Source organism: Stenotrophomonas geniculata (assembly GCF_034508895.1).
In the GTDB taxonomy this organism is placed as follows: Bacteria; Pseudomonadota; Gammaproteobacteria; order Xanthomonadales; family Xanthomonadaceae; genus Stenotrophomonas; species Stenotrophomonas geniculata.
In genome coordinates this window covers 171,643-193,920 of the sequence record NZ_CP140571.1, presented here as the reverse complement: position 1 = coordinate 193,920, position 22,278 = coordinate 171,643, and the positions used below count along the sequence as shown (strand labels likewise).

Sequence of the window (22,278 nt, the reverse complement as noted above, 5' to 3'; positions counted from 1 at the left end):
GCAGGTCAGGCTTCCGGAACGAAGCCTGCGGGCTTCTCCGCGTCCTTCTCGAACAGGAACTTGACCAGTTCGCCTTCAAGGAACGCGCGATGCTCCGGCGTGCGCGGTGACAGCCGGTTCTCGTTGATCAGCATGGTCTGGTGCGCCAGCCACGCGGCCCAGGCCTGCTTGCCGATGTTGTTGAAGATGCGTTGGCCCAGCTCACCGGGGTAGGGCACGAAGTCCAGGCCCTCGGCATCGCGTTGTTCGTACTGGCAGAAGACGGTTCGGGGCATGGCACTCACTCGTGGTTGCGGGATTTCTTGGAGGTTCGTTTCGGCGTCTTGATCGTGGCGCCGTCGAGCAGCTTGCGGATCGGCGCCGGAAGGCCCAGCGCGGGCAGTTCGTCGGCAGCCACCCAGCGCAGCGTGGGTTCTTCCACGCGCAGGCCGTGTACCTGCCGCGACAGTACCTGCAGATGCAGCTTGTAGTGGCTGAAGGTGTGCTGCAGCACCGGCAGTTCGTCGGCATCTTCCAGCGAGCCGTCCACATGTGTGTCGAACCAGTCCTGCAGGTCGCTGCCCGTCTCGGCCTGCGGCAGCGTCCACAGCTGCGCCCAGATGCCAGTATCCGGCCGCTTCTGCAGCAGCACGCGCTGCTGGGCGTCGCGCAACAGCAGGGCGACCGCTTCGCGTTCGGGCAGGGTCTTGCTGGGCTTGGGCGTCGGTAACTCAGCGGTGCGGCCTTCGCGGCGTGCCACGCAGTTGTCCTGCAGCGGGCAGATCACGCATGTCGGCTTGGCCCGACTGCAGACGGTGGCGCCCAGATCCATCTGCGCCTGGGTGTAATCGGCCATGCGCCCGGCCGGGACCTGCGCAACGTGCGCCTCGGCGATGGCCCACAACTGCTTCTCGATGGCCGGCAGGGCGGGAAACCCGTCGATGCCGTGGTAACGGCTCAGCACGCGCTTGACGTTGCCATCCAGGATCGCGAACGGGTCGTTCCAGGCTTGGCTGAGGATCGCGCCGGCAGTGCTGCGGCCGATGCCGGGTAGGGCGTGCAGTGCATCGAAATCTCGCGGCAGGTCGCCGTCATGCAGTTCCACGCAGCGCTTTGCGGCGGCATGCAGGTTGCGTGCGCGGGCGTAGTAGCCGAGCCCGGCCCACTGCGCCATCACCGCGTCGTTGCTGGCGGCGGCAAGGTCGGGCAGGGTCGGGAAGTGCTGCAGAAACCGCTGGAAGTACGGGATGACCGTGGCCACCTGGGTCTGCTGCAGCATGATTTCCGACAACCACACCCGGTAGGGGCTGCGCGGGTGTTGCCAGGGCAGGTCGTGGCGGCCGTGGTCGTCGAACCAGTGCAGCAGGCGGGCGACGAAGTCGTCGTGCTGGGCAGTGTCGGCGCTGGCGTGCGGCTGGCGGGGCATCGGTGTTCCAGAGAGGCAGCCACCCGTGGGTTCACCCTTGTAGAGCCACCCCATGGGTGGCTGCACCAGAGTGCGGTGGCTGCACGGTATATCAGGCACCCAGCGCTTCAGGCAGCAGGGCGTCGACGAAGGCTTCCGGATCGAACACGCGCAGGTCTTCCGGGCGCTCGCCGATGCCGGCGAAGCGGATCGGAATGCCGAACTCGCGGGCCAGCGCGAACACCACGCCGCCCTTGGCGGTGCCGTCCAGCTTGGTCACCACCAGGCCGGTCACGTTCACTGCGGCATTGAACTGGCGCAGCTGCGACAGCGCGTTCTGGCCGGTGGTGCCGTCGATCACCATCAGCACTTCGTGCGGTGCGGTGGGGTCGATCTTGCCGAGCACGCGGCGGATCTTGCCCAGCTCGTTCATCAGGCCGGACTGGGTATGCAGGCGGCCGGCGGTATCAGCGATCAGCACCGAGGTGCCGCGGGCCTTGCCGGCCTGCAGTGCGTCGAACGCCACCGAAGCGGCATCGGCGTTCTGCCCCTGGGCGACCACGGCCACGCCATTGCGCTCGCCCCAGGCCTGCAACTGGGCCACGGCGGCGGCGCGGAAGGTGTCACCGGCGGCCAGCATCAGGCTGTGGCCTTCGTCCTTGAAGCGCTTGGCCAGCTTGCCGATGGTGGTGGTCTTGCCGACGCCGTTGACGCCGACGGTCAGCACCACGAAGGGCTTGGCAGTGCGGTCGATCACCAGCGGCTTGGCCACCGGCTGCAGGATCGCGATCAGCTCGGCGCGCAGCGCGGCCAGCAGTGCATTGGCGTCGGCGAACTCGCGCGACTTCATGCGCTTGCGCAGGCCCTCGACCAGATCGGTGGTGGCACCTACGCCGACATCGGCGGTGATCAATGCAGTTTCCAGCTCGTCGAGCAGGTCGTCGTCGAGCTTGGGATTGCGCGAGAACAGGCCACCGAAGCTGCGCGCGATGACGCTGTTGCGCAGGCGCTCGCGCCAGCCGGGCTTGCCGGCAGTTGCGGGCACGGCGTCGACCGAGGCGGCGGCCGGCAGATCGTCGGTGACCGGTGCCGGTGCCGGGCTGGGCCCAGGCAGCGGCGCGGGTGCCGGTTCGATGGCCGGGGTCGCGATGGGGGCGACGTCGATCTGCGCCGTCGGCGCTGGAGCTGCCGGAACCGGTGCGGCTGGAGCCGGAATCACCGGGGTGGGTTCGACAGCGACTGGAACGACGGCTGCGGGGGACGACTCGACCGGTGCAGGCTCGGCCGCTACGGCTGCCGGTGCCGGCTCTTTGTCCTCGACCGGCGCGGCCGACGGAAACGCCGCCGCCAGCTCTTCAGCCGAGTAGTGCTGGGTCTTGGGTGCCTCCGCTGCGGGGGCATCCTGGGGCTTCTTGCGGCGGAAAAAACTGAGCATTGGCAAAAGGCGCTGAAATCAGAGGGATATGCTACCACTCGGGCCTGTCGGGCCGATGTGGGCTCAAGGTTGCGGCCCATCGGCCGTTAACCGGTCCGGAGGGCTGCGCAGTGCGGTCCGGAGACCGCCATGAACAACGTGATGGGAACGGCACGCGGTGGCATGCGTGCAGCCCAGCAGGGGGTGCAGCTGGCCGCGCACAACGTGGCCAATCTGGCGACCCCGGATGCCCAGCGCCTGCAGCTGCAGCGTAGTGCGGTGGAGCAGGGCGGAGTGCAGGCCTCGGTGACCCCTGCCGGTGCCGATGTCGATGTCAGTGCACCGCTGGGAGATCTGCTCGCGGCGAAAGCCGAGGTGTTGGCCTTCGCCGCCAATGCCACGGTGATCCGCCGCCAGGACCAGATGCTGGGCTCGCTGCTGGATCGCGAAGCCTGAACCCCCTCGGCAGGCGCCAACCGCCGCCCCTGGTGGGGGCCAACCCTGGTTGGCATGCTTGACCCGCCCTGGTAGGTGCCAACCTTGGTTGGCACGCTTTTGGGGCGCCAACCAAGGTTGGCCTCTACCAAGGCACCGCCGGGCCATGCCCGGCGACCTCCGCCTCGATCAGGCCGACAGCTCCAGCAGCAGTTTGTTCAGGCGCGCCACGTAGGCGCCCGGGTCCTTCAGGCTGTCACCGGCGGCCAGCGCGGCCTGGTCGAACAGCACCCGGCCCAGGTCGTCGAAACGTGCGCCATCGCCTTCGGCATCCAGCTTGGCGATCAGCGGATGGCCGGGGTTGATCTCCAGCACCGGCTTGCTGTCGGGCACCTTCTGCCCGCTGGCCTCCAGGATCTGCCGCATCTGCAGGCCCAGGTCCTGTTCGCCGATGGCCAGGACCGCCGGCGAATCGGTCAGGCGGTGCGACACGCGCACCTCGGCCACGTCATCGCCCAGCACCGTCTTCAGGCGCTCCACCAGGCCCTGCTTGTCCTTCGCGGCCGCTTCCTGTTCCTGCTTGTCGGCCTCGCTTTCCAGCGCGCCCAGGTCGAGGTCGCCACGGGCGATGTCAACGAAGCCCTTGCCGTCGAAATCGGTCAGGTAGCCCATCAGCCACTCGTCGATGCGGTCGGTCAGCAGCAGCACTTCCACGCCCTTCTTGCGGAACACTTCCAGGTGCGGGCTGTTGCGCACCTGGCTGTAGCTCTCGCCGGTCAGGTAATAGATCTTGTCCTGGCCTTCGGCCATGCGGGCGATGTAGTCGGCCAGCGACACGGTCTGCGCATCGGCCTCGCCACGGGTGGAGGCGAAGCGCAGCAGGCCGGCCACCTTCTCGCGGTTGTTGTAGTCCTCGGCTGGGCCTTCCTTCAGCACCTGGCCGAATTCCTTCCAGAACGTGGCGTACTGCTCGGGCTTGTCGTTGGCCAGCTTCTCCAGCATGTCCAGCGAGCGCTTGGTCAGCGCCGCCTTCATCGAATCGATGACCGGGCCGGACTGCAGGATCTCGCGCGAGACGTTCAGCGACAGGTCGTTGGAATCGACCACGCCCTTGATGAAGCGCAGGTACAGCGGCAGGAACTGCTCGGCCTGGTCCATCACGAACACGCGCTGCACGTACAGCTTCAGGCCCTTGGGCGCGTCACGGTGGTACAGGTCGAACGGCGCGCGGCCGGGCACGTACAGCAGCGAGGTGTACTCCAGCTTGCCTTCAACCTTGTTGTGGCTCCACGCCAGCGGGTCGCTGTGGTCATGTGCCACGTGCTTGTAGAACTCGGTGTACTCGGCGTCGCTGATCTCGGTGCGCGGGCGGGTCCACAGCGCGCTGGCGCGGTTGACGGTTTCCCATTCGACCGCAGCGCCTTCTTCGCCGCCTTCCTTCGGCATCTGGATCGGCAGGCCGATGTGGTCCGAGTACTTCTTGAGGATGCTGCGCAGGCGCCAGCCATCGGCGAAGTCATGCTCGCCTTCCTTCAGGTGCAGCACGATGCGGGTGCCGCGCTCGGCCTTGTCCACGGTGGCCACTTCGAAATCGCCTTCGCCACGCGAGGTCCAGCGCACGCCTTCGCCTGCAGCCAGGCCGGCGCGGCGCGAGGTCACTTCCACTTCGTCGGCGACGATGAAGGCGCTGTAGAAGCCGACGCCGAACTGGCCGATCAGCTGCGAATCCTTCTTCTGGTCGCCCGACAACTGGCGCAGGAAGTCGCCGGTGCCGGACTTGGCGATCGTGCCGAGGTGGGCGATGGCTTCGGCGCGGCTCATGCCGATGCCGTTGTCTTCGATGGTGATGGTGTGGGCGGCGGGGTCGAAGCTGACGCGCACGCGCAGTTCGCTGTCGCCTTCCAGCAGAGCCGGCTGGGTCAGGGCCTCGAAGCGCAGCTTGTCGGCGGCGTCGGCGGCGTTGGAGACCAGCTCGCGCAGGAAGATCTCCTTGTTGGAGTACAGCGAGTGGATCATCAGCTGCAGCAGCTGCTTGACTTCGGTCTGGAAGCCAAGGGTTTCGGTCTGGGTGGTCTCGGTCATCGATAGGGCTCCATGTGCAATGCCGCGCCAGCGCGTGCGGCCTCGCCAAGGGGTATGGCTGATTGTCCCGAAATCAAGGGGGTTGGTCGGCAGGGCTTGCAGCCCTGCACCTGCAGAGGCCGAAGCAACCGCAACTGCAACAGCAACGGCAAGAGCGGGCATTCCGTGGGATGGCGGGGCACTGTGGGTTTGCGGGGACGCCGTAAACCCATCCATGGGGGCTTGGGCGCGGCATCCATGCCGCTCACACCCCGCAAACCCACAGTGCCCCGCTTTCGACAGTTGGCTGGCGGCCAGTAGATCCACGCCATGCGTGGATGAAATCTCTCAGATATCGAAATCCAATCTGACCCCGCCTGTATGTCGAGCATCGGATCGCGTCTGGGGTAGAGCCCCTGAGTCAGGGGGCGGCCGCGAAGCGGCGGGGGTATGGAAGCTGGTAAGTGGGGCCCGCGTTTCGCGCAGCGAAGCGTGGGAGCGACAGCGCGCATGCGTTGGCGCGTCCCCGGGCGCCGCCCGGCCGAACTACAATCCCGCTCATGCTGAAATTCTCGAATACCTCCCGCCGGGGGCGCCGGTGAGCGGCCGTGGGGGCAATGACGGTCAGGTCCGCATCATCGGCGGGCGCTGGCGCAATACCCGCCTGCCGGTGCCGACCCTGCCAGGGCTTCGGCCCAGCAGCGACCGCGTGCGCGAGACCCTTTTCAACTGGTTGATGCCCAGACTGGGCGGCGCGCGGGTGCTGGACCTGTTCGCCGGCAGTGGCGCGTTGGGCCTGGAGGCGGTCTCGCGCGGCGCCGCCCACGCCACTCTGGTCGAGCGCGACGCGCAGCTGGGACGCAATCTGACCGCGGCCGTGGCCAAGCTGCAGGCCTCCGACCAGGTCACCGTCGTGCAGGCCGATGCCCTGCGCTGGCTGCAGGGCGCACCGGCACAGCAGGCCGATCTGGTGTTCATCGACCCACCGTTCGCCGATGGCCTGTGGCAGGACGTGCTGGCCCAGCTGCCGCGGCATCTGGCTGCCGATGCCTGGCTGTACCTGGAATCGCCGGCCGGCCACGCGCCGGTGCTGCCGTCGGACTGGCTGCTGCACCGCGAGGGGGGCACCCGCGAGGTGCGCTTTGCCCTGTACCGCCGCGCCACTGCTACACTTTGACCTCATCTGAACATCTGCAACCGCCCATGACCGTGGCCAACCGCCGCATTGCCGTTTATCCCGGCACGTTCGACCCCATCACCAACGGTCATATCGACCTGGTGAGCCGGGCCGCGCCGCTGTTCGAAAAGGTCGTGGTCGGCGTGGCGCAGAGCCCGTCCAAGGGCCCGGCGCTGCCGCTGGAGCAGCGCGTGCAGCTGGCACGTGGCGCACTCGGCCACCACAGCAACGTCGAGGTCATCGGCTTCGATACGCTGCTGGCCCATTTCGTACGTTCGGTCCAGGGCGGGGTGCTGCTGCGCGGCCTGCGCGCGGTGTCCGACTTCGAGTACGAGTTCCAGATGGCCAGCATGAACCGCCACCTGATTCCGGAGGTCGAGACCTTGTTCCTGACCCCGGCCGAGCAGCACAGCTTCATTTCGTCCTCGCTGGTCCGCGAGATCGCGCGCCTGGGCGGCGACGTGTCCGGTTTCGTGCCGGCCGCGGTGCTCGAAGCCCTGCGCAAGGTCCGCGAAGCGAAGGCCGCACAGTCGTAAGCCCCGCTGTACCCGCACCCCATTACGTACAACACCACGCACCATTCCGGGAGGAAACCCATGAACACCACCATGCGCGCGATGCTGATCGCTTCGTTGGCCCTGGCCTTCACCGCCTGCAAGAAGGAAGAGGCCGCTCCGGTCGACGAGGCCAAGCAGGCCCTGGTCGCGCCGTCCAAGGACGACGATGCAGGCTGGAAGAAGTACCTGCAGGAAGTGGCCATCCAGAACATGGGCAACATCAGCAACAGCCCGTTCCTGTACTACCTCTCGCCGGAATCGGACCCGGACTTCCAGGCCAAGTACGAGCGCCAGACCGAGAGCGCGACCCAGGCCGTGGCCCGTGGCGTGCAGCCGGGCAACATGCTGGCCTTCGGTTCGTCGGCCTCGGGCAAGATGGCTGACATGATCCAGGCTGTGTTCAAGGACGTGGCGCCGGATTCGATGAAGGGCGTGCGCGTCGTCTTCATCGGCCAGTCGGCCGACAACGCCCGCGTGCAGGCGGCGGTCCAGCCGACCGGCGCCGAGTACATTTTCGTCGAAGCCAAGTAATACCGAGCCATGGCGGCCATGCTCCGGCATGGCCCGGGCGGCACCCCGCAAGGGTGCCGCTGATGACCTGACCGGCCCGCGCGCCCGCGCTGGCCGGTCCTTTGTCCCAAGGCGCGGGCGAGGAGTATCGCCATGTCGCTGAAAATCAACGAGCTCTGCGTCAACTGCGACGTCTGCGAGCCGGCCTGCCCGAACCAGGCCATTTCGATGGGTGAAACCATCTACGTGATCGACCCTGCGCGCTGTACCGAATGCGTCGGTCATTTCGACGAGCCACAGTGCGTGGTCGTCTGCCCGGTCGAGTGCATCGACCCGGATCCGGAGATCGTGGAAACGGAAGACCAGCTGCTGGCCAAGCTGCGCCAGCTGCAGCACGATCACCCTGAACTCTACGCGGAGCCCCCATCCGAATGAAGACGCTGATCGTCCGCCCCCTGTTGCTGCTCGGCCTGCTGCTGAGCCCGATGGCCTGGGCCGACAGCCCGGCCCGTGCCGAGCGCCCCGATGGCGCAGCCATTGCCAGCGGCCACGCGCTGGCCACCCAGGCAGGTATCGATATCCTGGCGCAGGGCGGCAACGCCTTCGATGCCGCGGTCGCGGTGTCATCCACGCTGGCGGTGGTCGAGCCGATCAGTTCCGGGCTGGGCGGCGGCGGCTTCTTCCTGCTGCACGACGCGGCCACCGGCAAGGATGTGATGCTGGATGCACGCGAGACCGCACCGGCCGCGGCAACTCCGCAGGCCTTCCTCGACAAGCAGGGCAACCTGGACCGTGATCGTTCGGTCAACGGCGCCTGGTCGGCCGGTATCCCGGGCCTGCCTGCAGCGCTCGTCGAGCTGTCGGCCAAGCACGGCAAGCTGCCGCTGTCTGCATCGCTGCAGCCGGCGATCCGCATCGCGCGCGAAGGCTTCCCGGTGTACGACCGCATGGCCAAGGGCTATGCGTCGCGCCGAGAAGTGATGGAGCGCTATCCCGGCACGCGCGAGGTCTACCTGCGCAACGGCAAGCCGATCGCCACCGGTGACCTGTTCAAGCAGCCGGAGCTGGCACAGACGCTGGAGCGCCTGGCCGCGGATGGCTTCGATGGCTTCTACAAGGGCCAGACCGGAAAGCTGTTGCTGGCAGGCGTGAAGCAGGCTGGCGGCAAATGGAGCGCCGAAGAGTTGGCCGGCTACCGCGTGAAGCAGCGCGAGCCGATCGTCTTCAATTACAACGGCTGGAAGATCACCACCGCGCCGCCGCCGTCGTCCGGTGGCATCGCGCTGGCCAGCATGCTGCAGATCCTGGAAGGCTGGGACATCAGGAAGATGGACCCGGCGCACCGTACCCACCTGGTGGTGGAGTCGATGCGTCGCGCGTACCGCGACCGCACCTTCTTCCTCGGCGATCCGGACTTCGTGCAGATCCCGCAGAAGGTGCTGACCAGCAAGGATTACGCACAGGGCCTGCGCGCTACCATCCATCCGGAGAAGGCCACGCCCAGCGACCTGCTGTCGGGCAATCCGACTCCGCTGGAAGACGACGAGACCACGCATTTCTCCATCATCGACCGCGACGGCAACCGCGTCGGCGCCACCCAGACCGTCAACCTGCTGTACGGCTCGGGGTTGATTCCCAAGGGCACCGGCGTACTGCTGAACAACGAGATGGACGATTTCGCGCTGAAGCCGGGCACGCCCAATGCGTTCGGCGTGATGGGCTATGAAGCCAATGCGCCGAAGCCGGGCAAGCGCATGCTCAGCTCGATGACGCCGACCTTCATGGAGAACGCCGACAAGGTCGTGGTGCTGGGCACCCCGGGTGGCAGCCGCATCATCACCATGGTGCTGCTGGGCATCCTCGGCTACGACGACGGCCTGGATGCACAGCAGGTTGCCGCGCTGCCGCGCTACCACCACCAGTGGCTGCCGGACCTGATCGAAGCCGAGGACGATGCGTTCGACGCGGCGACGGTGAAGCAGCTGCAGGCGATGGGGCACAAGATCGACCTGCCGGGCAATGTGGCCGCAGGCGGCCGCGGGTCCAGCCATGTGTGGGGCAACCTGCAGACCGTGGAATGGGACCGCAAGGCGAACAAGCTGTTCGGCGGCAGCGACCCGCGCAATCCGGTGGGCAGTGCACAGGTCGTCCCGGCGCGCTGATCCGGTCGTGCCGGCTGCTGGCCGGCAATCCGGCTGATTATCGAAACCCCGCCTTTGCCGGCGGGGTTTTCTGTTTCCATTCTAGCGATTATTTAACGAGACGGCGCCGATAATCGACACATGAAACTCTGGTCAATTCGTGGAAACTCGCAGCGCCTCGATGGCGGCGCGATGTTCGGCAACGCGCCGCGCGCGTTGTGGGAAAAATGGGCGGCACCGGACGAGCTCAATCGCATCGAGCTGGCCTGCCGTGCGCTGCTTGCCAGCCCGCTGGAAGGCAAAACCGTGCTGTTTGAAACCGGTATCGGCGCGTTCTTCGACCCGCGCATGCGCGAGCGCTACGGCGTGCAGGAAAGCCAGCATGTGCTGATCGATTCGCTGCGCGAAGCCGGCTTCGAGCACGAGGATATCGACGTGGTGGTGCTCAGCCACCTGCACTTCGATCATGCCGGCGGCCTGCTGGCGGCGTGGAGCGAAGGGCGTGAGCCCGAGCTGCTGTTCCCCAACGCAACCTTTGTGGTCGGCGCGCAGCATTGGCAGCGCGCCGTGCAGCCACACCCGCGCGACCGCGCCAGCTTCATTCCGGAACTGCCGGGCCTGCTGCAGGCCAGTGGCCGGCTGGAAGTGGTGGACGGGGAGTACTCGAAGGCGCTCGGCCGCAGCGTGCGCTTCAGCTACAGCGACGGGCATACGCCGGGGCTGATGCTGGCCGAGATCGTCGGTCACGCGCATGCCGGCGAAAGTGCGCACGGTGGCGTGGTGTTCTGTGCCGACCTGATCCCGGGGCGCTCATGGGTACACGTGCCGATCACCATGGGCTACGACCGCAATGCCGAGCTGCTGATCGACGAAAAGCGGCAGTTCCTTGAAGACAAGCTGGCGCGCAACGTGCGGCTGTTCTTCACCCACGACCCGCAGGTGGCGTTGGCGCAGCTGGGCAGGGATGACAAGGGGCGTTTCGTGACCCTGCACGAACAGGGCGAGCTGAAGGCACGCGCCCTGGGGTAATGGAAAGGCCGGGCAACGCCCGGCCTTCACTGATGGCGGCAGGTCCACGCCATGCGTGGATGGCCGTTTCATCCGGATGCGACCGTTACGATGCCTTCAGGCAACTGCTCATGAAGGTCTTGCGCGCATCACCGGTCAATTTTTTCGTGCCGGCATCGGCGTTGCATTTGCGCATGCGTTCCTGCGGCGTTGTCGCGGCCTTGGTCTCGGCGGCATGGCCGCTGAGGCAGGAGCTCTGTGCAGTCTTGTAGGCATCCCCCTTCAAGCCCTTGTTCTTGGCTGAGCATTCGGCCATGCGCTGCTGCTGCGGCGTGGTGGCATTGGCAGCCAGGGGCAGGCCGACCAGCAGGACGGCGGCCAGCAGGAAAGAGGCTTTCATCGGGAGCTCCAAGGGGGGCGGGTGCGCGGAGCATTCGCTTCCAGCCTGCAAGGCCACGTGAAGAACCATGCCATTGCCGCGCCTGCTTGCGGCAACGTTCAGATCGGCGTATTACTTAGCCATATGGGTAAGTATGATCCCGCCATTCAAGACGTCTTCCAGGCACTGGCCGACCCGACCCGTTGCGCGATCGTGGCTGTGCTGGGGCAGGGGCCTCGCACGGTGTCGATGCTGGCCGGGCCCTTCGAGATGGCTTTGCCTTCTCTGATGAAACATCTGGCCGTGCTGGAGCGCAGCGGCGTGGTGCGCAGCCACAAGCGGGGGCGCGTACGCACCTGCGAACTGGTGCCGGCGCGGTTGAGCGAGGCCGAGCAGTGGCTGGCCGAACAACGTGCCGTATGGGAAGCGCGCGCCGACCGCATGGTCGATTTCGTTGAAACCCTTCACCGACAGGAGCAGGCCCATGGCCGTAGACGCAGGCAACAACCCTGACACCGACCTGGTCATCAGCCGTGTGTTGAATGCACCGCGTGCCGCCCTGTGGCGGGCCTGGACCGATCCGGAACTGCTGCGCCAGTGGTGGTGCCCGAAGCCGTGGACCACCGAGGTACGCGCATTCGACCTGCGCCCCGGCGGGGCCTTCCACACCTTCATGCAGGGCCCCGATGGTGGCAGCAGCGACAATCCGGGCAGTTTCCTGGAGATCGTGCCGCAGCAGCGCCTGGTGTTCACCTCGATGCTGGGCGCAGGCTGGCGACCGCAGTCACCCTGGCTGGGCTTCACCGCCGTCATCATGATGGAGGATGACGGGCAGGGCTGCCGCTATACCGCGCGGGTGATGCACCCGGACAAGGCCCTGCGTGACCAGCATGAGCAGCTGGGCTTCTTCGACGGCTGGAACACGGTCATCGGCCAGCTGGAAGCCTTCGCGGCCGGCCTGTAGGCCGCGCTTGGGGTCAGATCCCTTCGGCTGTGAAAGGGCGCTGACCCCGGTTCGCCGGATCAGCCGACGCGGGTCCCGAAGATACGGTCACCGGCATCGCCCAGGCCTGGCAGGATGTAGCCCTTGTCGTTGAGCTGGGCGTCGATGGCCGCGGTGTAGATCTCCACGTCCGGGTGCACGGCCTTGACCGCCTCGATGCCTTCCGGCGCGGCCACCAGGAAAATGCCCTTGATGCGGCGGGCGCCGGCACGCTTGAGCATGTCGATGGTGGCGATCAGCGTGCCGCCGGTGGCCAGCATCGGGTCCAGGATCAACGCGTCGCGCTCTTCCAGGCGGCCGGTCAGGCGCTCGAAGTAGGGCACCGGCTGCAGGGTTTCCTCATCGCGCTGCAGGCCCACCACGCTGACGCGGGCGGCCGGGATCAGCGACAGCACGCCGCTGAGCATGCCCAGGCCGGCGCGCAGGATCGGCACCACGGTGATCTTGGCGCCCGCAATGCGCTGCACGGTGACCGGGCCGGCCCAGCCGGGCAGGGTGTGCGGCTCGGTTTCCAGGTCGGCGGTGGCCTCATAGGCCAGCAGCGTACCCAGCTCGTTGGCCAGTTCGCGGAAATCCTTGGTGCTGAGCGCAGCGTTGCGCATCAGGCCGATCTTGTGCTGCACCAGCGGGTGGCGCACTTCGACGATCTTCATGGTCGGGAAGGGGAAAAGGAGAGAGGGCGCCATTTTGCCGGATTGGGCGGCCAACCCCAAACCGGGGCCGGAGACGGCCAGCATGAAATGCGCAGGCGCATGTCACGGCCATGCAATCTTGCGGACATACCGTGCAGACCCATTCTTAACAGGAATGGGGATTCCCAGTGCATATCAAGACTCCGTTGGCCGTTGCCATCACGCTGACCCTGGCAATGGGGGCCGCAGCACCGCTGCATGCCGCCGGGCAGCAGGCGGTAGCCGCCACCGGCGCCGTGGCGTCGGACGCGGTCGACCTGGACCGCATCGAAGTGCGCGCCCAGCTCGAATCGCAGATCCGCGCGGTCGACCTCAAGCGCAGCAGCGACGCCATCGAAGACGCGGTGTCCTCCGATGCGCTGGGCCAGTACCCGGACAAGAACGTGGCCGAGTCGCTGCAGCGGCTGCCGGGCATCAGCGTCACCCGCGACCAGGGCGAGGGCCGCTTCGTGGTGATCCGTGGCCTGGATGCCAATCTCAACAGCGTCAGCGTGGATGGCATCGCCGTGGGCACGCCGGAGGATTCCAGCCGAGCCGCGCCGCTGGACGTGATCCCGTCCGACTCCACCGAACGCCTGCGCGTGGTCAAGTCGCCGACCCCGGACATGCCCGGTGATGCCATCGGCGGCGCCGTGCTGGTGGAATCGGCCTCGGCCTTCGACCGCGACGGTCGCAGCCTGCGTGGCAAGATCGAAGGCAGCCACCAGCAGTTGTCCGGCGAGACCAGCCCCAAGGCCGCCTTCAACTACAGCGAAGTGTTCAACGACACCTTCGGCGTGGCCCTGGGCGTGAACTACCAGAAGCGGAAGTTCGAGTCGGACAACACCGAAGTGGAGTATGACGGCGAGGATGACGCCGCACCTGGCGACGTCACCGCGATCAACCTGCAGCACCGCAAGTACGAGATCGAGCGCAAGCGCATCGGCGCCAACCTCAACCTCGACTGGCGCCCGAACGAAGACAGCAAGTACTACCTGCGCACGCTGTACAGCCAGTTCGACGATGCCGAAACCCGCCAGCGTGTGATCTTCAACTTCGACGACGCCAAGATGGTCAGGACCGGCACCGACCAGTACCGCCTGGATGGCATGCCGAAGGATTCCATCGACAAGCGCATGCGCTACCGCACCAAGAAGGAAAACACCTTCGCGGCCAGCCTGGGTGGCGAGAACAAGCTGACCAACGCCGTGGTCGACTACAGGGTTGGCTACACCCGTACCGAAGAGCGCGTGAATGACGAGATGGAGGCGCGCTTCAAGCTCAACGGCAAGGCCTTCAACGGCACCCTGGACCAGAGCAGCCGCCTGCCCAGCTACAGCTTCGACAATCCGCAGTGGCTGGACAACAGAAACTACGCGTTCGACCGCTTCGTGCTTTCGCCCAAGCAGGTGAACGACAAGGAGCACAGCGCGCAGGTCAACGTGCGCTTCGACGGCGACAGCAGCAGCATCAAATTCGGCCTGCTGGGCCGCTGGCGCGACCGCGACGTCAATGTGGATGAGCGCGAACTGCGTGTCGGCCCGAAGGTGGCGCTGTCGAGCTGGAGCACCTCCTCGCCCGAACACCGCCACGGCAACCTGGGTGATGGCATGGATTCGGCCGCGATGCGTGCCTTCTGGGCGGCCAATGGCGGCCAGTACAGTGCCCGTCCGCAGGACGTCGGTGGCAACGCGATGACCTCGCTGGAAGAGGACTACGTGGCCAGCGAAGACATCTTCGCCAGCTATGCGATGGGCACCTGGGATGTGGGCGCGCTGCGCATCATCGGCGGTGTTCGCGTGGAAAACACCCAGTTCAAGGCAGTCGGCAACCAGGTGGACGTGGCCGCCAACGGCCGCAGCTTCACCGTCACCCCGCGCGTGGCCAACAGCAGCTACACCAACGTGCTGCCGGGCCTGCACCTGCGCTATGACGCGGCCGATGACTGGGTGCTGCGCGCCTCGGCCAACAAGACCGTGTCGCGCCCCTCGTTCGGTGACATTTCACCGCGCGTGGGCTACAGCCGCGGTGACGAGGAAGTGCGCCTGGGCAATCCGGAACTGGACCCGTACGAGTCGAAGAACATCGACCTGTCGGTAGAGAAGTACATCGGCAGCAGCGGCATCGTCTCGCTGGGCCTGTTCCACAAGTCGATCGATGGCTACATCGTGGAGACCGTGCGCACCAATGATCCGGCCTACGGCGGCCTGGACGTGACCCAGCCGATCAACGGCCGCAAGGCCACCGTGCGCGGTGCCGAGTTCAACTGGCAGCAGCAGCTGGCCTTCCTGCCGGAGGGTCTGGATGGCCTGCTGGTCGGCGCCAGTGGCACGTGGCTGGATACCGAGTTCGATGCCGGCATCAAGGACCGCCCAGGCGAGGACTTCACCCTGCCGCGCGCCTCCAAGCACGTCTACAGTGCCCACATCGGCTATGAGAAGTACGGTCTGAGTACGCGGCTGGCGGCGGTGTACCGCAGCGAGTACCTGGACAGCATCGGCAAGGGCCGCGCCTTCGACATCTACGTCGCGCCGAACACCCAGCTCGACTTCTCGCTGGACTACAAGTTCACCCCGCGCGTGAGCATGTATCTCGAAGCGCAGAACCTGCTGGACAAGCCGCTTGAGCTGTACCAGGGCACGCGCTCGCGCACCCTGCAGATGGAAGAGTATGGCCGCACCTACGCGCTGGGCCTGAAGGTGGCACTGTGATGGGGCGTCGCATCACTGCCTTGGCCACCGCGCTGGCGGTAGCGCTGGCTGCCGGCTGCACGCCGGCCACCGGCAATGACCCCGCCATGGCCGTGACGTCAGCGAAGGCCAGCGGCGAGCGAGCGGTGACCACCATCGCCGAGGCCTTCCTTTCGCCGATGACCCCGGCTGACAACATCGACTCGCCTGCGGCCTGGCGAGCTCCGGATGGCAGGCTGTGGCTGATCGCCACCGCAAAGGCCACCGACAAGCTGGTGGTCTACGACGGCAGCACCGGCCAGCACCTGCGTGACGTGGGCAGCAGCGGCACCGCACCGGGGCAGTTCGACCGCCCAAACGGCATCGCGGTGATCGACGATCTGCTGTGGATCGTGGAGCGCGACAATCATCGCGTGCAGGTATTGAGACTGCCGGACTTCGCACCGCTGGCGACGTTCGCTGCGGAGGACCTGCGCAAGCCGTACGGGCTGTGGGTAGACCGCCGCGCCGATGGCTACAGCGTCTACGTCACCGACTCCTGGGACAACGGCGAGGATGCGCAGGGCCGTGACATCCTGCCGCCGCTGGCCGAGCTGGACAAGCGCGTGCGCCAGTATCACGTGACCCGCGATGGTGCGAAGGTCGAGGCGAAGCTCGTCGCCAGCATCGGTGACACCAGCGAAGCCGGTGCACTACGCGTAGTCGAATCGATCTGGGGCGACCCGGATAACGACCGCCTGCTGATTGCCGAAGAGGACGAGAGCTACGCCAGCGAGTTCAAGGTCTACACCCTGTCAGGTCGCTTCACCGGTACCACCTTCGGTCGCGACGTGTTCAAGGCCCAGGCCGAAGGCGTGACCCTGCGCACCTGTGGCAAGGACGGCTGGTGGATCACTACCGAACAGGGCAAGCAGCGCAGCGTGTTCCACCTGTTCGACCGGCATACGCTGAAGCCGGTCGGTGCGTTCCAGGGCAATACCGTGGCCAACACCGATGGCATCTGGATGATGCAGCAACCCAGTGCGCGCTTCCCGCACGGTGCGCTGTATGCCGTGCACGACGACCAGGGCGTGGTGGCGTTCAACTGGGAGAGCATCGCCAAGCAGTTGGCGCTGCCGCTGGAGTGTGGCGCATGAGCGGGCACTGCGTGATGCGTACGCTGGCGCTGAGCTTGCTGCTGGCGTTGCCGTCATTGTCGTTCGCAGCGGCCGAACCGAATATCCAGGTGCCGGCGGGCAGCCGCCACTACGCAGCAACGACGGTACCTGACCGCATCGTCGCCTCGCCGGCGGTCGATCCCAGCCATGGATTCGCTGTCGCCTGGCGTACCGACGGCAGCGTGCAGGCACCGCTGCTGGAGATTGCCCTCGCCGGAGATTCGCCGGCCATCGAGGGCATCCGCCAGGTGCGCGCAACGACCCGCTCGCGACAGACCGAGAACGGTCTGTCGCATCATCATCGCGCCGACATCAGCGGCCTGCAGCCGGATACCCAGTACGTCTACCGCGTGCAGGGCAGCGGCAGCTGGAGCGCCTGGAACCAGTTGCGCACACTGGCCGCGGCCGACCAGCCGCTGACCCTGCTGTACTTCGGTGATACCCAGAACAAGAACGTCAGCCATGTCAGCCGGGTAGTGCGCGCCGCACAGAAGGCCGCACCGCAGGCGCGCATGAGCCTGTTTGCCGGCGACCTGGTCAGCGGCGGCGACAACATGGATGACAGTGAGTGGGGCGAGTGGTTTGCTGCGACCAGTTGGCTGGCGCAGGAAACCCTGGTGGCCCCGGCCATCGGCAACCACGAGTATTTCGAGGAGTTCGAGGACACCCCGCAGGAACGCCGCGTGCTGGGCGAGCATTGGCCGGTGACGTTTGCGCTGCCGGGCAATGGCGCCAGCGCCGCGCAGCAGACCAGCTACTGGTTCGATGCGCAGGGAGTGCGCGTGGCCGTGGTCGATGGCACTTCGGCACTCGACCTGGGCACCGCCAAGGCACAGGCACAGTGGCTGGACAAGGTACTGGGCGGCAATCCGCAGCCGTGGACCCTCGTGCTGCTGCACCAGCCGTTCTACTCGCCGCGCGAAGGACGCGAGAACGCCGCGTTGCGTGACGTGCTGCTGCCGGTGGTACGCCGCCATAACGTCGACCTGGTGCTGCAGGGCCACGATCACACCTATGGTCGCCGTGGTGAAGGGCAGGCCGCGACGCCGCAGTATGTGGTCACCGTGGCGGGGCCGAAGCAGTATCGCCTTTCCGACGAAGCGCGCAGGACGATGGACCCGGTGGCCGAAGACACCCAGCTGTTCCAGGTGTTGAACATCGATCCGCAGCACCTGCGCTATGAAGCACGCACCGTGACTGGCCGTCTCTACGATGCCTTCGAACTGCGCCGTGATGCCAAGGGTGGCAAGCAGCGCACGGAGCTGACCGAAGGCCGCATCACGCCGCGTGACTGCCCGCGCGCGCAGACTGCCAAGGGCCGCGCTGATCGCTGCTGGGAATGAGGAAATCCAGATGAAAACCGTACGCCGTCTTGTCCCCATGGCTGCCATCGGCGGGGTCCTGCTCCTGCTCGCGACGGCGGTGACCGCCGCCGATACCGTGCTGCATCCGTTCCTGGTGGCGCAGCCGAAGCAGGCCCCGCAGGAGGTGAATCTGGCGGTGGAGATTCCGGCCGGCAGCTTCACCAAGTACGAGATCAAGGACGATGGCCTGGTCCATGTGGACCGCTTCCAGTCGATGCCGGTCGCCTATCCGGCCAACTACGGTTCGATGCCGCGCACCCTGGCCGGTGACAACGATCCGCTGGATGCACTGGTGCTGACCCGCGAACCGCTGCATCCGGGCGTGATCGTGCGCTTCCGGCCGATCGGCTACCTGAAGATGATCGACGGCGGCGAGCACGACGAGAAGATCATCGGGGTGCCCACCGACAAGGTTGATCCGAGCTACGCCAACATCCGCGATCTGGCCGATCTGCCGGAGACCGAACGGCAGCGCATCGAGGCCTTCTTCCGGGTCTACAAGGACCTGCCGGCCGGGCGCAACCCGGTGCAGCTCAACGGTTGGGGCAACGCCGCCGAGGCGCGCCGGCTGATCAGTGAAGCGATGGAGCGATTCAAGCAGTAGACCCACGCCATGCATGGATGGCCGGGCGCGCGCATCTCCTTCACCACCGCTGGCTATCATGTGCGCCTTCCACAACGAAGGCAGTGCCTGTGTCGGTAGCGTTGGTATGGTTCCGCCGTGATCTGCGGCTGCAGGACAATCCGGCCCTGCAGGCCGCGCTGGATGCCGGTCACGACGTGGTGCCGGTCTACATCCATGCGCCGCACGAAGAAGGCGGGTGGGCGCCGGGTGCCGCCTCCGATGCGTGGCGCCACCGTTCACTGGCCGCGCTGGATGCGGACCTGCGCACGCGGGATTCCTCGCTGGTGCTGCGCAGTGGTGACAGCCTGCCGGCCCTGCAGTTGCTGATCGAGCAGACCGGCGCCGGGGCGGTCTACTGGAACCGCAAATACGAACCGGCCACCCAGCCACGCGACGCCACCATCAAGCGCATGCTGCGCGAGCAGGGCATCGACACGCACAGCTGCAATGGCAGCCTGTTGTTCGAGCCTTGGGACATCGCCACCCAGCAGGGCCAGCCGTACAAGGTATTTACGCCGTACTGGCGCAACGTACTCAGTCATTGGCGCCTGCCTTCGCTGCAGGCCGCACCGAAGGCACTGGCGGCACACGCGGTCGACAGCCTCGCACTGGATGATCTCCAGCTGGCACCGACGCTGGACTGGGATACCGGCTTCTGGGAACACTGGCAGCCGGGTGAAGCCGGTGCGCTGGAGGCGCTGTCGGTGTTTGAGGATGGCGCGTTGCGCGGTTACCGTGAGCAGCGCGACCTGCCGGATCGCGTGGGCACCTCGCGAATGTCGCCGCACCTGCATTTCGGCGAGATCGCGCCGTGGCGTATTGCCCATGCGCTGGAAGGCCTGCGCAGTGCGGGCACTGACGCCGACATCGACGGCTATCTGCGGCAACTGGGCTGGCGTGACTTCGCTTACCACCTGCTGCATCACTTCCCGAAGACGCCGACTGACAACCTCAATCCGCGTTTTGACCGTTTCCCGTGGGCCAAACCGAGTGCAGCGCAGCTGCACGACTGGCAGCGCGGCCACACCGGTGTGCCGATCGTCGACGCCGGCCTGCGCGAGCTGTGGCACACCGGTTACATGCACAACCGGGTGCGGATGATCGTGGCCAGCTATCTGTGCAAGCACCTGCGCGCGCACTGGCTGCATGGCGCACGCTGGTTCTGGGACACCCTGGTCGATGCCGACCTGGCCAACAACACGATGGGCTGGCAATGGGTGGCTGGGACCGGTGCCGATGCCGCGCCGTACTTCCGTGTGTTCAACCCAGTCACCCAGGCCGAGAAGTTCGACCCGCAGGCCCGCTACATCAGTCGCTGGGTGCCCGAACTGGCGGCGCTGCCGGTGAAGGCGCGCTTCGCGCCGTGGCAGCATCCGCTGCTGCTGGCGGCGCATGCCCCGGGCTATCCGCGTACGCCGCTGGTGGATCTGGCGGCTGGCCGCGATGCCGCGCTGGCTGCCTACCGGCAGTCAGGAGCGGGGTAAAGTGCGGGTTGAGTGATCCGGTCAGTTAGCTGAACGCGGCCCTGTCGGCGTGCCCGATCATCATTCCGGCATCGCATCGGGCTGTTTATTCTTTTTGCGCCCGCAGGCCGCCGGCCGACCGGAAACCAAGGAGAACCTCATGATCCGCAACACCACCCGCAACGTCGCATTGGCCCTGATGAGTGCGGCCGTCCTGTCGGCCTGCGCCACCGGCGGCTCCTACGTACAGAGTGACCAGTACGGCAACCCGACCGAGCAGCAGAACCGCACCGGCCGCAACGCACTGATCGGTACCGCCATCGGCGTGGCCGCCGGCCTGCTGACCGGCGACAGCGCCACCGAGCGCCGTCAGCATGCCCTGATTGGTGCTGGTATCGGCGCGCTCAGCGGCGCCGCGGTCGGCCAGTATCAGGATCGCCAGGAACGCGCACTGCGCGAGCGCACCGCCAACACCGGCATCGATGTGCAGCGCCAGGGCGACAACATCATGCTGAACCTGCCGGACGGCATCACCTTCGACTTCGGCAAGTCGACCCTGAAGCCGCAGTTCTACGGTTCGCTCAACGGCGTTGCCGGTACCCTGCGCGACTACAACCAGACCATGATCGAAGTGGTCGGCCATACCGACAGCATCGGCAGCGACGCGGTCAACAACCGCCTGTCGAAGGAACGCGCCGACTCGGTCGCGCAGTACCTGATCGGCCAGGGCGTGCAGAGCGTGCGTATCGAAACGCTGGGCGCCGGCAAGTCGTACCCGATTGCCGACAACAGCACCGATGCCGGCCGTGCAAAGAACCGCCGCGTCGAGATTCGGGTGATTCCGCTCAAGCAATAACGCATAGCGTTATTGCGGTTCCGGCGCAGCCGGAACGAAAATGCCGCCCTTGCAGGCGGCATTTTTGTAGGTGCCGAGCTTGCTCGGCACGCCGATAGCGCATGTAGAGTCGAGCCGTGCTCGACTCCTCTTCTGGTAGATGCCGACCTTGGTCGGCGCGGTCCCAACAGCAGTCGAGCATGGCTATGCCGGTCGTCCTGACCGGCACCCGTCGGGCCGTCGCAAACGACGTTGGCAGCGGCTCCTGCCGCTACCTTCGACTCTACAGAACGCCGCGCCGCGCGCTGGCCAGATCCATGCCGTGCGTGGATGCGTCCGGTTACGCCGCCGAAGCCGCGACCTTCTCCAGGATTCGCTTGCCGCTGCTTTCCAGCGCCGCGTCTTCCTTTTCCTTCTGCTGCTGCGCCAGCTTCGCGCCCGGGCATTGCGCCAGCATGTAGTTGGCGTCGAAGTTGAGCTTCTCGACCAGGAAGTCGACGAATGCCCGCACTTTCGGGGAGACCAGGCGGCCACCGGCGAACACCGCGTTGAAGTCCACTTCCGGGCCCGTCCAGCCGGCCAGCACGCGGCGCACCATGCCCGATTCAACGAACGGCTTGGCCATCACGTCGCCGGTCAACAGCAGGCCTTCGCCACACACCAGCGCACCATTGAGCGCGGACATGTCGTTTGCGGTCATCAGCGGGGTAACAGGGAAATCGCGCAGCTCGCCGCCGTTCTCGCCCAGTTGCCAGGTAAAACGAGGCGAGTTGCCGGTGTGGTACGGCTTGCGCATCGCCAGGATGCGATGGAACTGCAGTTCTTCCGGATGCAGCGGCTCGCCATAGCGTTCGATGTAGGCCGGGCTGGCGAACACCTGCGTGCGCAGGCTGCCGAGCTTGCGCGCGACCAGATTGGAATCGGGCAGGGCACCCACGCGCAGCGCCAGATCGGCTTCGCCGGCAATCAGGTCCAGCTTCTCGTTGCCCATATGCATGTCCAGGCGGATTTCCGGGTACTGCGCATGGAACTGGCCCAGCAGCGGCGCAATCCAGGTGATGCCGATCGAGTAAGGCACAGTGAAGCGCAGCCAGCCACGCGGCCCGGACTGCAACTGGCTCACTGCGCTCTCGGCTTCTTCAAGCTCGCGTGCGATGCGCTGGCAATGTTCGTGATAGATCGAGCCCGCTTCGGTCAGGCCGAGGCGGCGCGTGGTCCGGTGCAGCAGGCGCGCACCCAGGCGCGTCTCCAGTTCCTGCACCTTGCGGCTGACCGTGGTCTTGGGCAGGCCGAGCGATTTGGCAGCGGCAATGAAACTGCCTTGCTCGACCACTTTGACGAAGATCAGCGTCTCGTTGAGATCGTGGGACATGGTCTGGGATCCTGGACGTCGGGGATGGGACA

At 66.4% G+C, this 22,278-nt stretch carries 22 protein-coding genes; 15 read left to right on the top strand and 7 right to left on the bottom strand.

Annotated elements, in window-relative coordinates; genetic code table 11:
- Window positions 1–5: 5 nt before the first annotated feature.
- The 3 genes from RI032_RS00900 to ftsY form a co-directional block, all read right to left on the bottom strand.
- On the bottom strand, window positions 6–275 hold the full coding sequence (locus RI032_RS00900; RefSeq protein WP_019661206.1) for an oxidative damage protection protein: 270 nt from the start codon (window positions 273–275) through the stop codon (window positions 6–8).
- Between the two features lie 5 nt (window positions 276–280).
- Entirely contained in the window at window positions 281–1,405 is a 1,125-nt protein-coding gene (gene mutY, locus RI032_RS00895; protein WP_109814987.1) for an A/G-specific adenine glycosylase, read from the bottom strand.
- Window positions 1,406–1,496: 91 nt separating this feature from the next.
- Complete coding sequence (gene ftsY, locus RI032_RS00890; protein WP_322547715.1) at window positions 1,497–2,819, bottom strand: signal recognition particle-docking protein FtsY; 1,323 nt, start codon at window positions 2,817–2,819, stop codon at window positions 1,497–1,499.
- Window positions 2,820–2,948: 129 nt separating this feature from the next.
- Here ftsY and RI032_RS00885 point away from each other — a divergent pair, with 129 nt between their 5' ends.
- Complete coding sequence (locus RI032_RS00885) at window positions 2,949–3,254, top strand: hypothetical protein (protein ID WP_010484366.1); 306 nt, start codon at window positions 2,949–2,951, stop codon at window positions 3,252–3,254.
- Between the two features lie 168 nt (window positions 3,255–3,422).
- Here the strand turns inward: RI032_RS00885 and htpG are convergent, their stop codons facing one another.
- The gene (gene htpG / locus RI032_RS00880; protein ID WP_322547714.1) at window positions 3,423–5,315 is read right to left on the bottom strand and encodes a molecular chaperone HtpG; all 1,893 of its coding nucleotides are present in this window, start codon (window positions 5,313–5,315) and stop codon (window positions 3,423–3,425) included.
- A gap of 577 nt (window positions 5,316–5,892) precedes the next feature.
- On the opposite strand from htpG, the gene rsmD reads away from it, so the two are divergent.
- The 6 genes from rsmD to RI032_RS00850 all read left to right on the top strand — a co-directional run bounded on the left by rsmD (window position 5,893) and on the right by RI032_RS00850 (window position 10,708).
- The gene (rsmD, locus tag RI032_RS00875; RefSeq protein WP_010484370.1) at window positions 5,893–6,471 is read left to right on the top strand and encodes a 16S rRNA (guanine(966)-N(2))-methyltransferase RsmD; all 579 of its coding nucleotides are present in this window, start codon (window positions 5,893–5,895) and stop codon (window positions 6,469–6,471) included.
- A 26-nt stretch (window positions 6,472–6,497) separates the two neighbouring features.
- Window positions 6,498–7,007: a pantetheine-phosphate adenylyltransferase gene (coaD, locus tag RI032_RS00870; RefSeq protein ID WP_010484372.1), complete on the top strand. Its 510-nt coding sequence runs from the start codon at window positions 6,498–6,500 to the stop codon at window positions 7,005–7,007.
- 60 nt (window positions 7,008–7,067) lie between these two features.
- Window positions 7,068–7,559 carry a hypothetical protein gene (locus RI032_RS00865; RefSeq protein ID WP_010484374.1) on the top strand — a complete coding sequence of 164 codons (492 nt, stop codon included), beginning with the start codon at window positions 7,068–7,070 and terminating at the stop codon, window positions 7,557–7,559.
- A gap of 132 nt (window positions 7,560–7,691) precedes the next feature.
- Complete coding sequence (locus RI032_RS00860; protein ID WP_010484376.1) at window positions 7,692–7,973, top strand: YfhL family 4Fe-4S dicluster ferredoxin; 282 nt, start codon at window positions 7,692–7,694, stop codon at window positions 7,971–7,973.
- The gene (ggt, locus tag RI032_RS00855) at window positions 7,970–9,700 is read left to right on the top strand and encodes a gamma-glutamyltransferase (RefSeq protein WP_057503073.1); all 1,731 of its coding nucleotides are present in this window, start codon (window positions 7,970–7,972) and stop codon (window positions 9,698–9,700) included. Before RI032_RS00860 ends, ggt begins: the two co-directional genes overlap by 4 nt.
- Window positions 9,701–9,820: 120 nt before the next feature.
- Complete coding sequence (locus RI032_RS00850; protein ID WP_053442833.1) at window positions 9,821–10,708, top strand: MBL fold metallo-hydrolase; 888 nt, start codon at window positions 9,821–9,823, stop codon at window positions 10,706–10,708.
- 85 nt (window positions 10,709–10,793) lie between these two features.
- Here RI032_RS00850 and RI032_RS00845 read toward each other — a convergent pair whose 3' ends face one another.
- Complete coding sequence (locus RI032_RS00845) at window positions 10,794–11,087, bottom strand: PsiF family protein (RefSeq protein WP_019338338.1); 294 nt, start codon at window positions 11,085–11,087, stop codon at window positions 10,794–10,796.
- A gap of 57 nt (window positions 11,088–11,144) precedes the next feature.
- Between RI032_RS00845 and RI032_RS00840 the strand changes: the two genes are divergently transcribed.
- Window positions 11,145–11,579 carry an ArsR/SmtB family transcription factor gene (locus RI032_RS00840; RefSeq protein WP_322547712.1) on the top strand — a complete coding sequence of 145 codons (435 nt, stop codon included), beginning with the start codon at window positions 11,145–11,147 and terminating at the stop codon, window positions 11,577–11,579.
- Window positions 11,551–12,030, top strand: a complete 480-nt coding sequence (locus RI032_RS00835; protein WP_248854572.1) for an SRPBCC family protein — start codon at window positions 11,551–11,553, stop codon at window positions 12,028–12,030. The genes RI032_RS00840 and RI032_RS00835 overlap by 29 nt, the downstream gene beginning before the upstream one ends.
- Window positions 12,031–12,089: 59 nt before the next feature.
- Here RI032_RS00835 and upp read toward each other — a convergent pair whose 3' ends face one another.
- The gene (upp, locus tag RI032_RS00830) at window positions 12,090–12,722 is read right to left on the bottom strand and encodes a uracil phosphoribosyltransferase (protein ID WP_004153184.1); all 633 of its coding nucleotides are present in this window, start codon (window positions 12,720–12,722) and stop codon (window positions 12,090–12,092) included.
- 215 nt (window positions 12,723–12,937) lie between these two features.
- On the opposite strand from upp, the gene RI032_RS00825 reads away from it, so the two are divergent.
- The 6 genes from RI032_RS00825 to RI032_RS00800 all read left to right on the top strand — a co-directional run bounded on the left by RI032_RS00825 (window position 12,938) and on the right by RI032_RS00800 (window position 20,895).
- Window positions 12,938–15,451, top strand: coding sequence for a TonB-dependent receptor (locus RI032_RS00825; protein WP_425603859.1), 2,514 nt, complete (start codon window positions 12,938–12,940; stop codon window positions 15,449–15,451).
- A complete protein-coding gene (locus RI032_RS00820; protein ID WP_322547710.1) occupies window positions 15,451–16,566 on the top strand; it encodes an NHL repeat-containing protein in 1,116 nt (371 codons plus the stop codon). Before RI032_RS00825 ends, RI032_RS00820 begins: the two co-directional genes overlap by 1 nt.
- Entirely contained in the window at window positions 16,563–17,930 is a 1,368-nt protein-coding gene (locus RI032_RS00815; protein WP_425603819.1) for a purple acid phosphatase family protein, read from the top strand. Before RI032_RS00820 ends, RI032_RS00815 begins: the two co-directional genes overlap by 4 nt.
- Before the next feature lie 10 nt (window positions 17,931–17,940).
- Window positions 17,941–18,555 (top strand): inorganic diphosphatase, encoded by a 615-nt coding sequence (locus tag RI032_RS00810; RefSeq protein ID WP_322547709.1) that lies wholly within the window; start codon window positions 17,941–17,943, stop codon window positions 18,553–18,555.
- Window positions 18,556–18,644: 89 nt separating this feature from the next.
- Window positions 18,645–20,060: a cryptochrome/photolyase family protein gene (locus RI032_RS00805; protein ID WP_322547708.1), complete on the top strand. Its 1,416-nt coding sequence runs from the start codon at window positions 18,645–18,647 to the stop codon at window positions 20,058–20,060.
- Window positions 20,061–20,199: 139 nt separating this feature from the next.
- Window positions 20,200–20,895: a YiaD family glycine zipper/OmpA-like lipoprotein gene (locus RI032_RS00800; protein ID WP_010484399.1), complete on the top strand. Its 696-nt coding sequence runs from the start codon at window positions 20,200–20,202 to the stop codon at window positions 20,893–20,895.
- 319 nt (window positions 20,896–21,214) lie between these two features.
- On the opposite strand, the gene RI032_RS00795 is transcribed toward RI032_RS00800, so the two are convergent.
- A complete protein-coding gene (locus tag RI032_RS00795; RefSeq protein WP_005409107.1) occupies window positions 21,215–22,246 on the bottom strand; it encodes a LysR family transcriptional regulator in 1,032 nt (343 codons plus the stop codon).
- Between the last annotated feature and the right edge of the window lie 32 nt (window positions 22,247–22,278).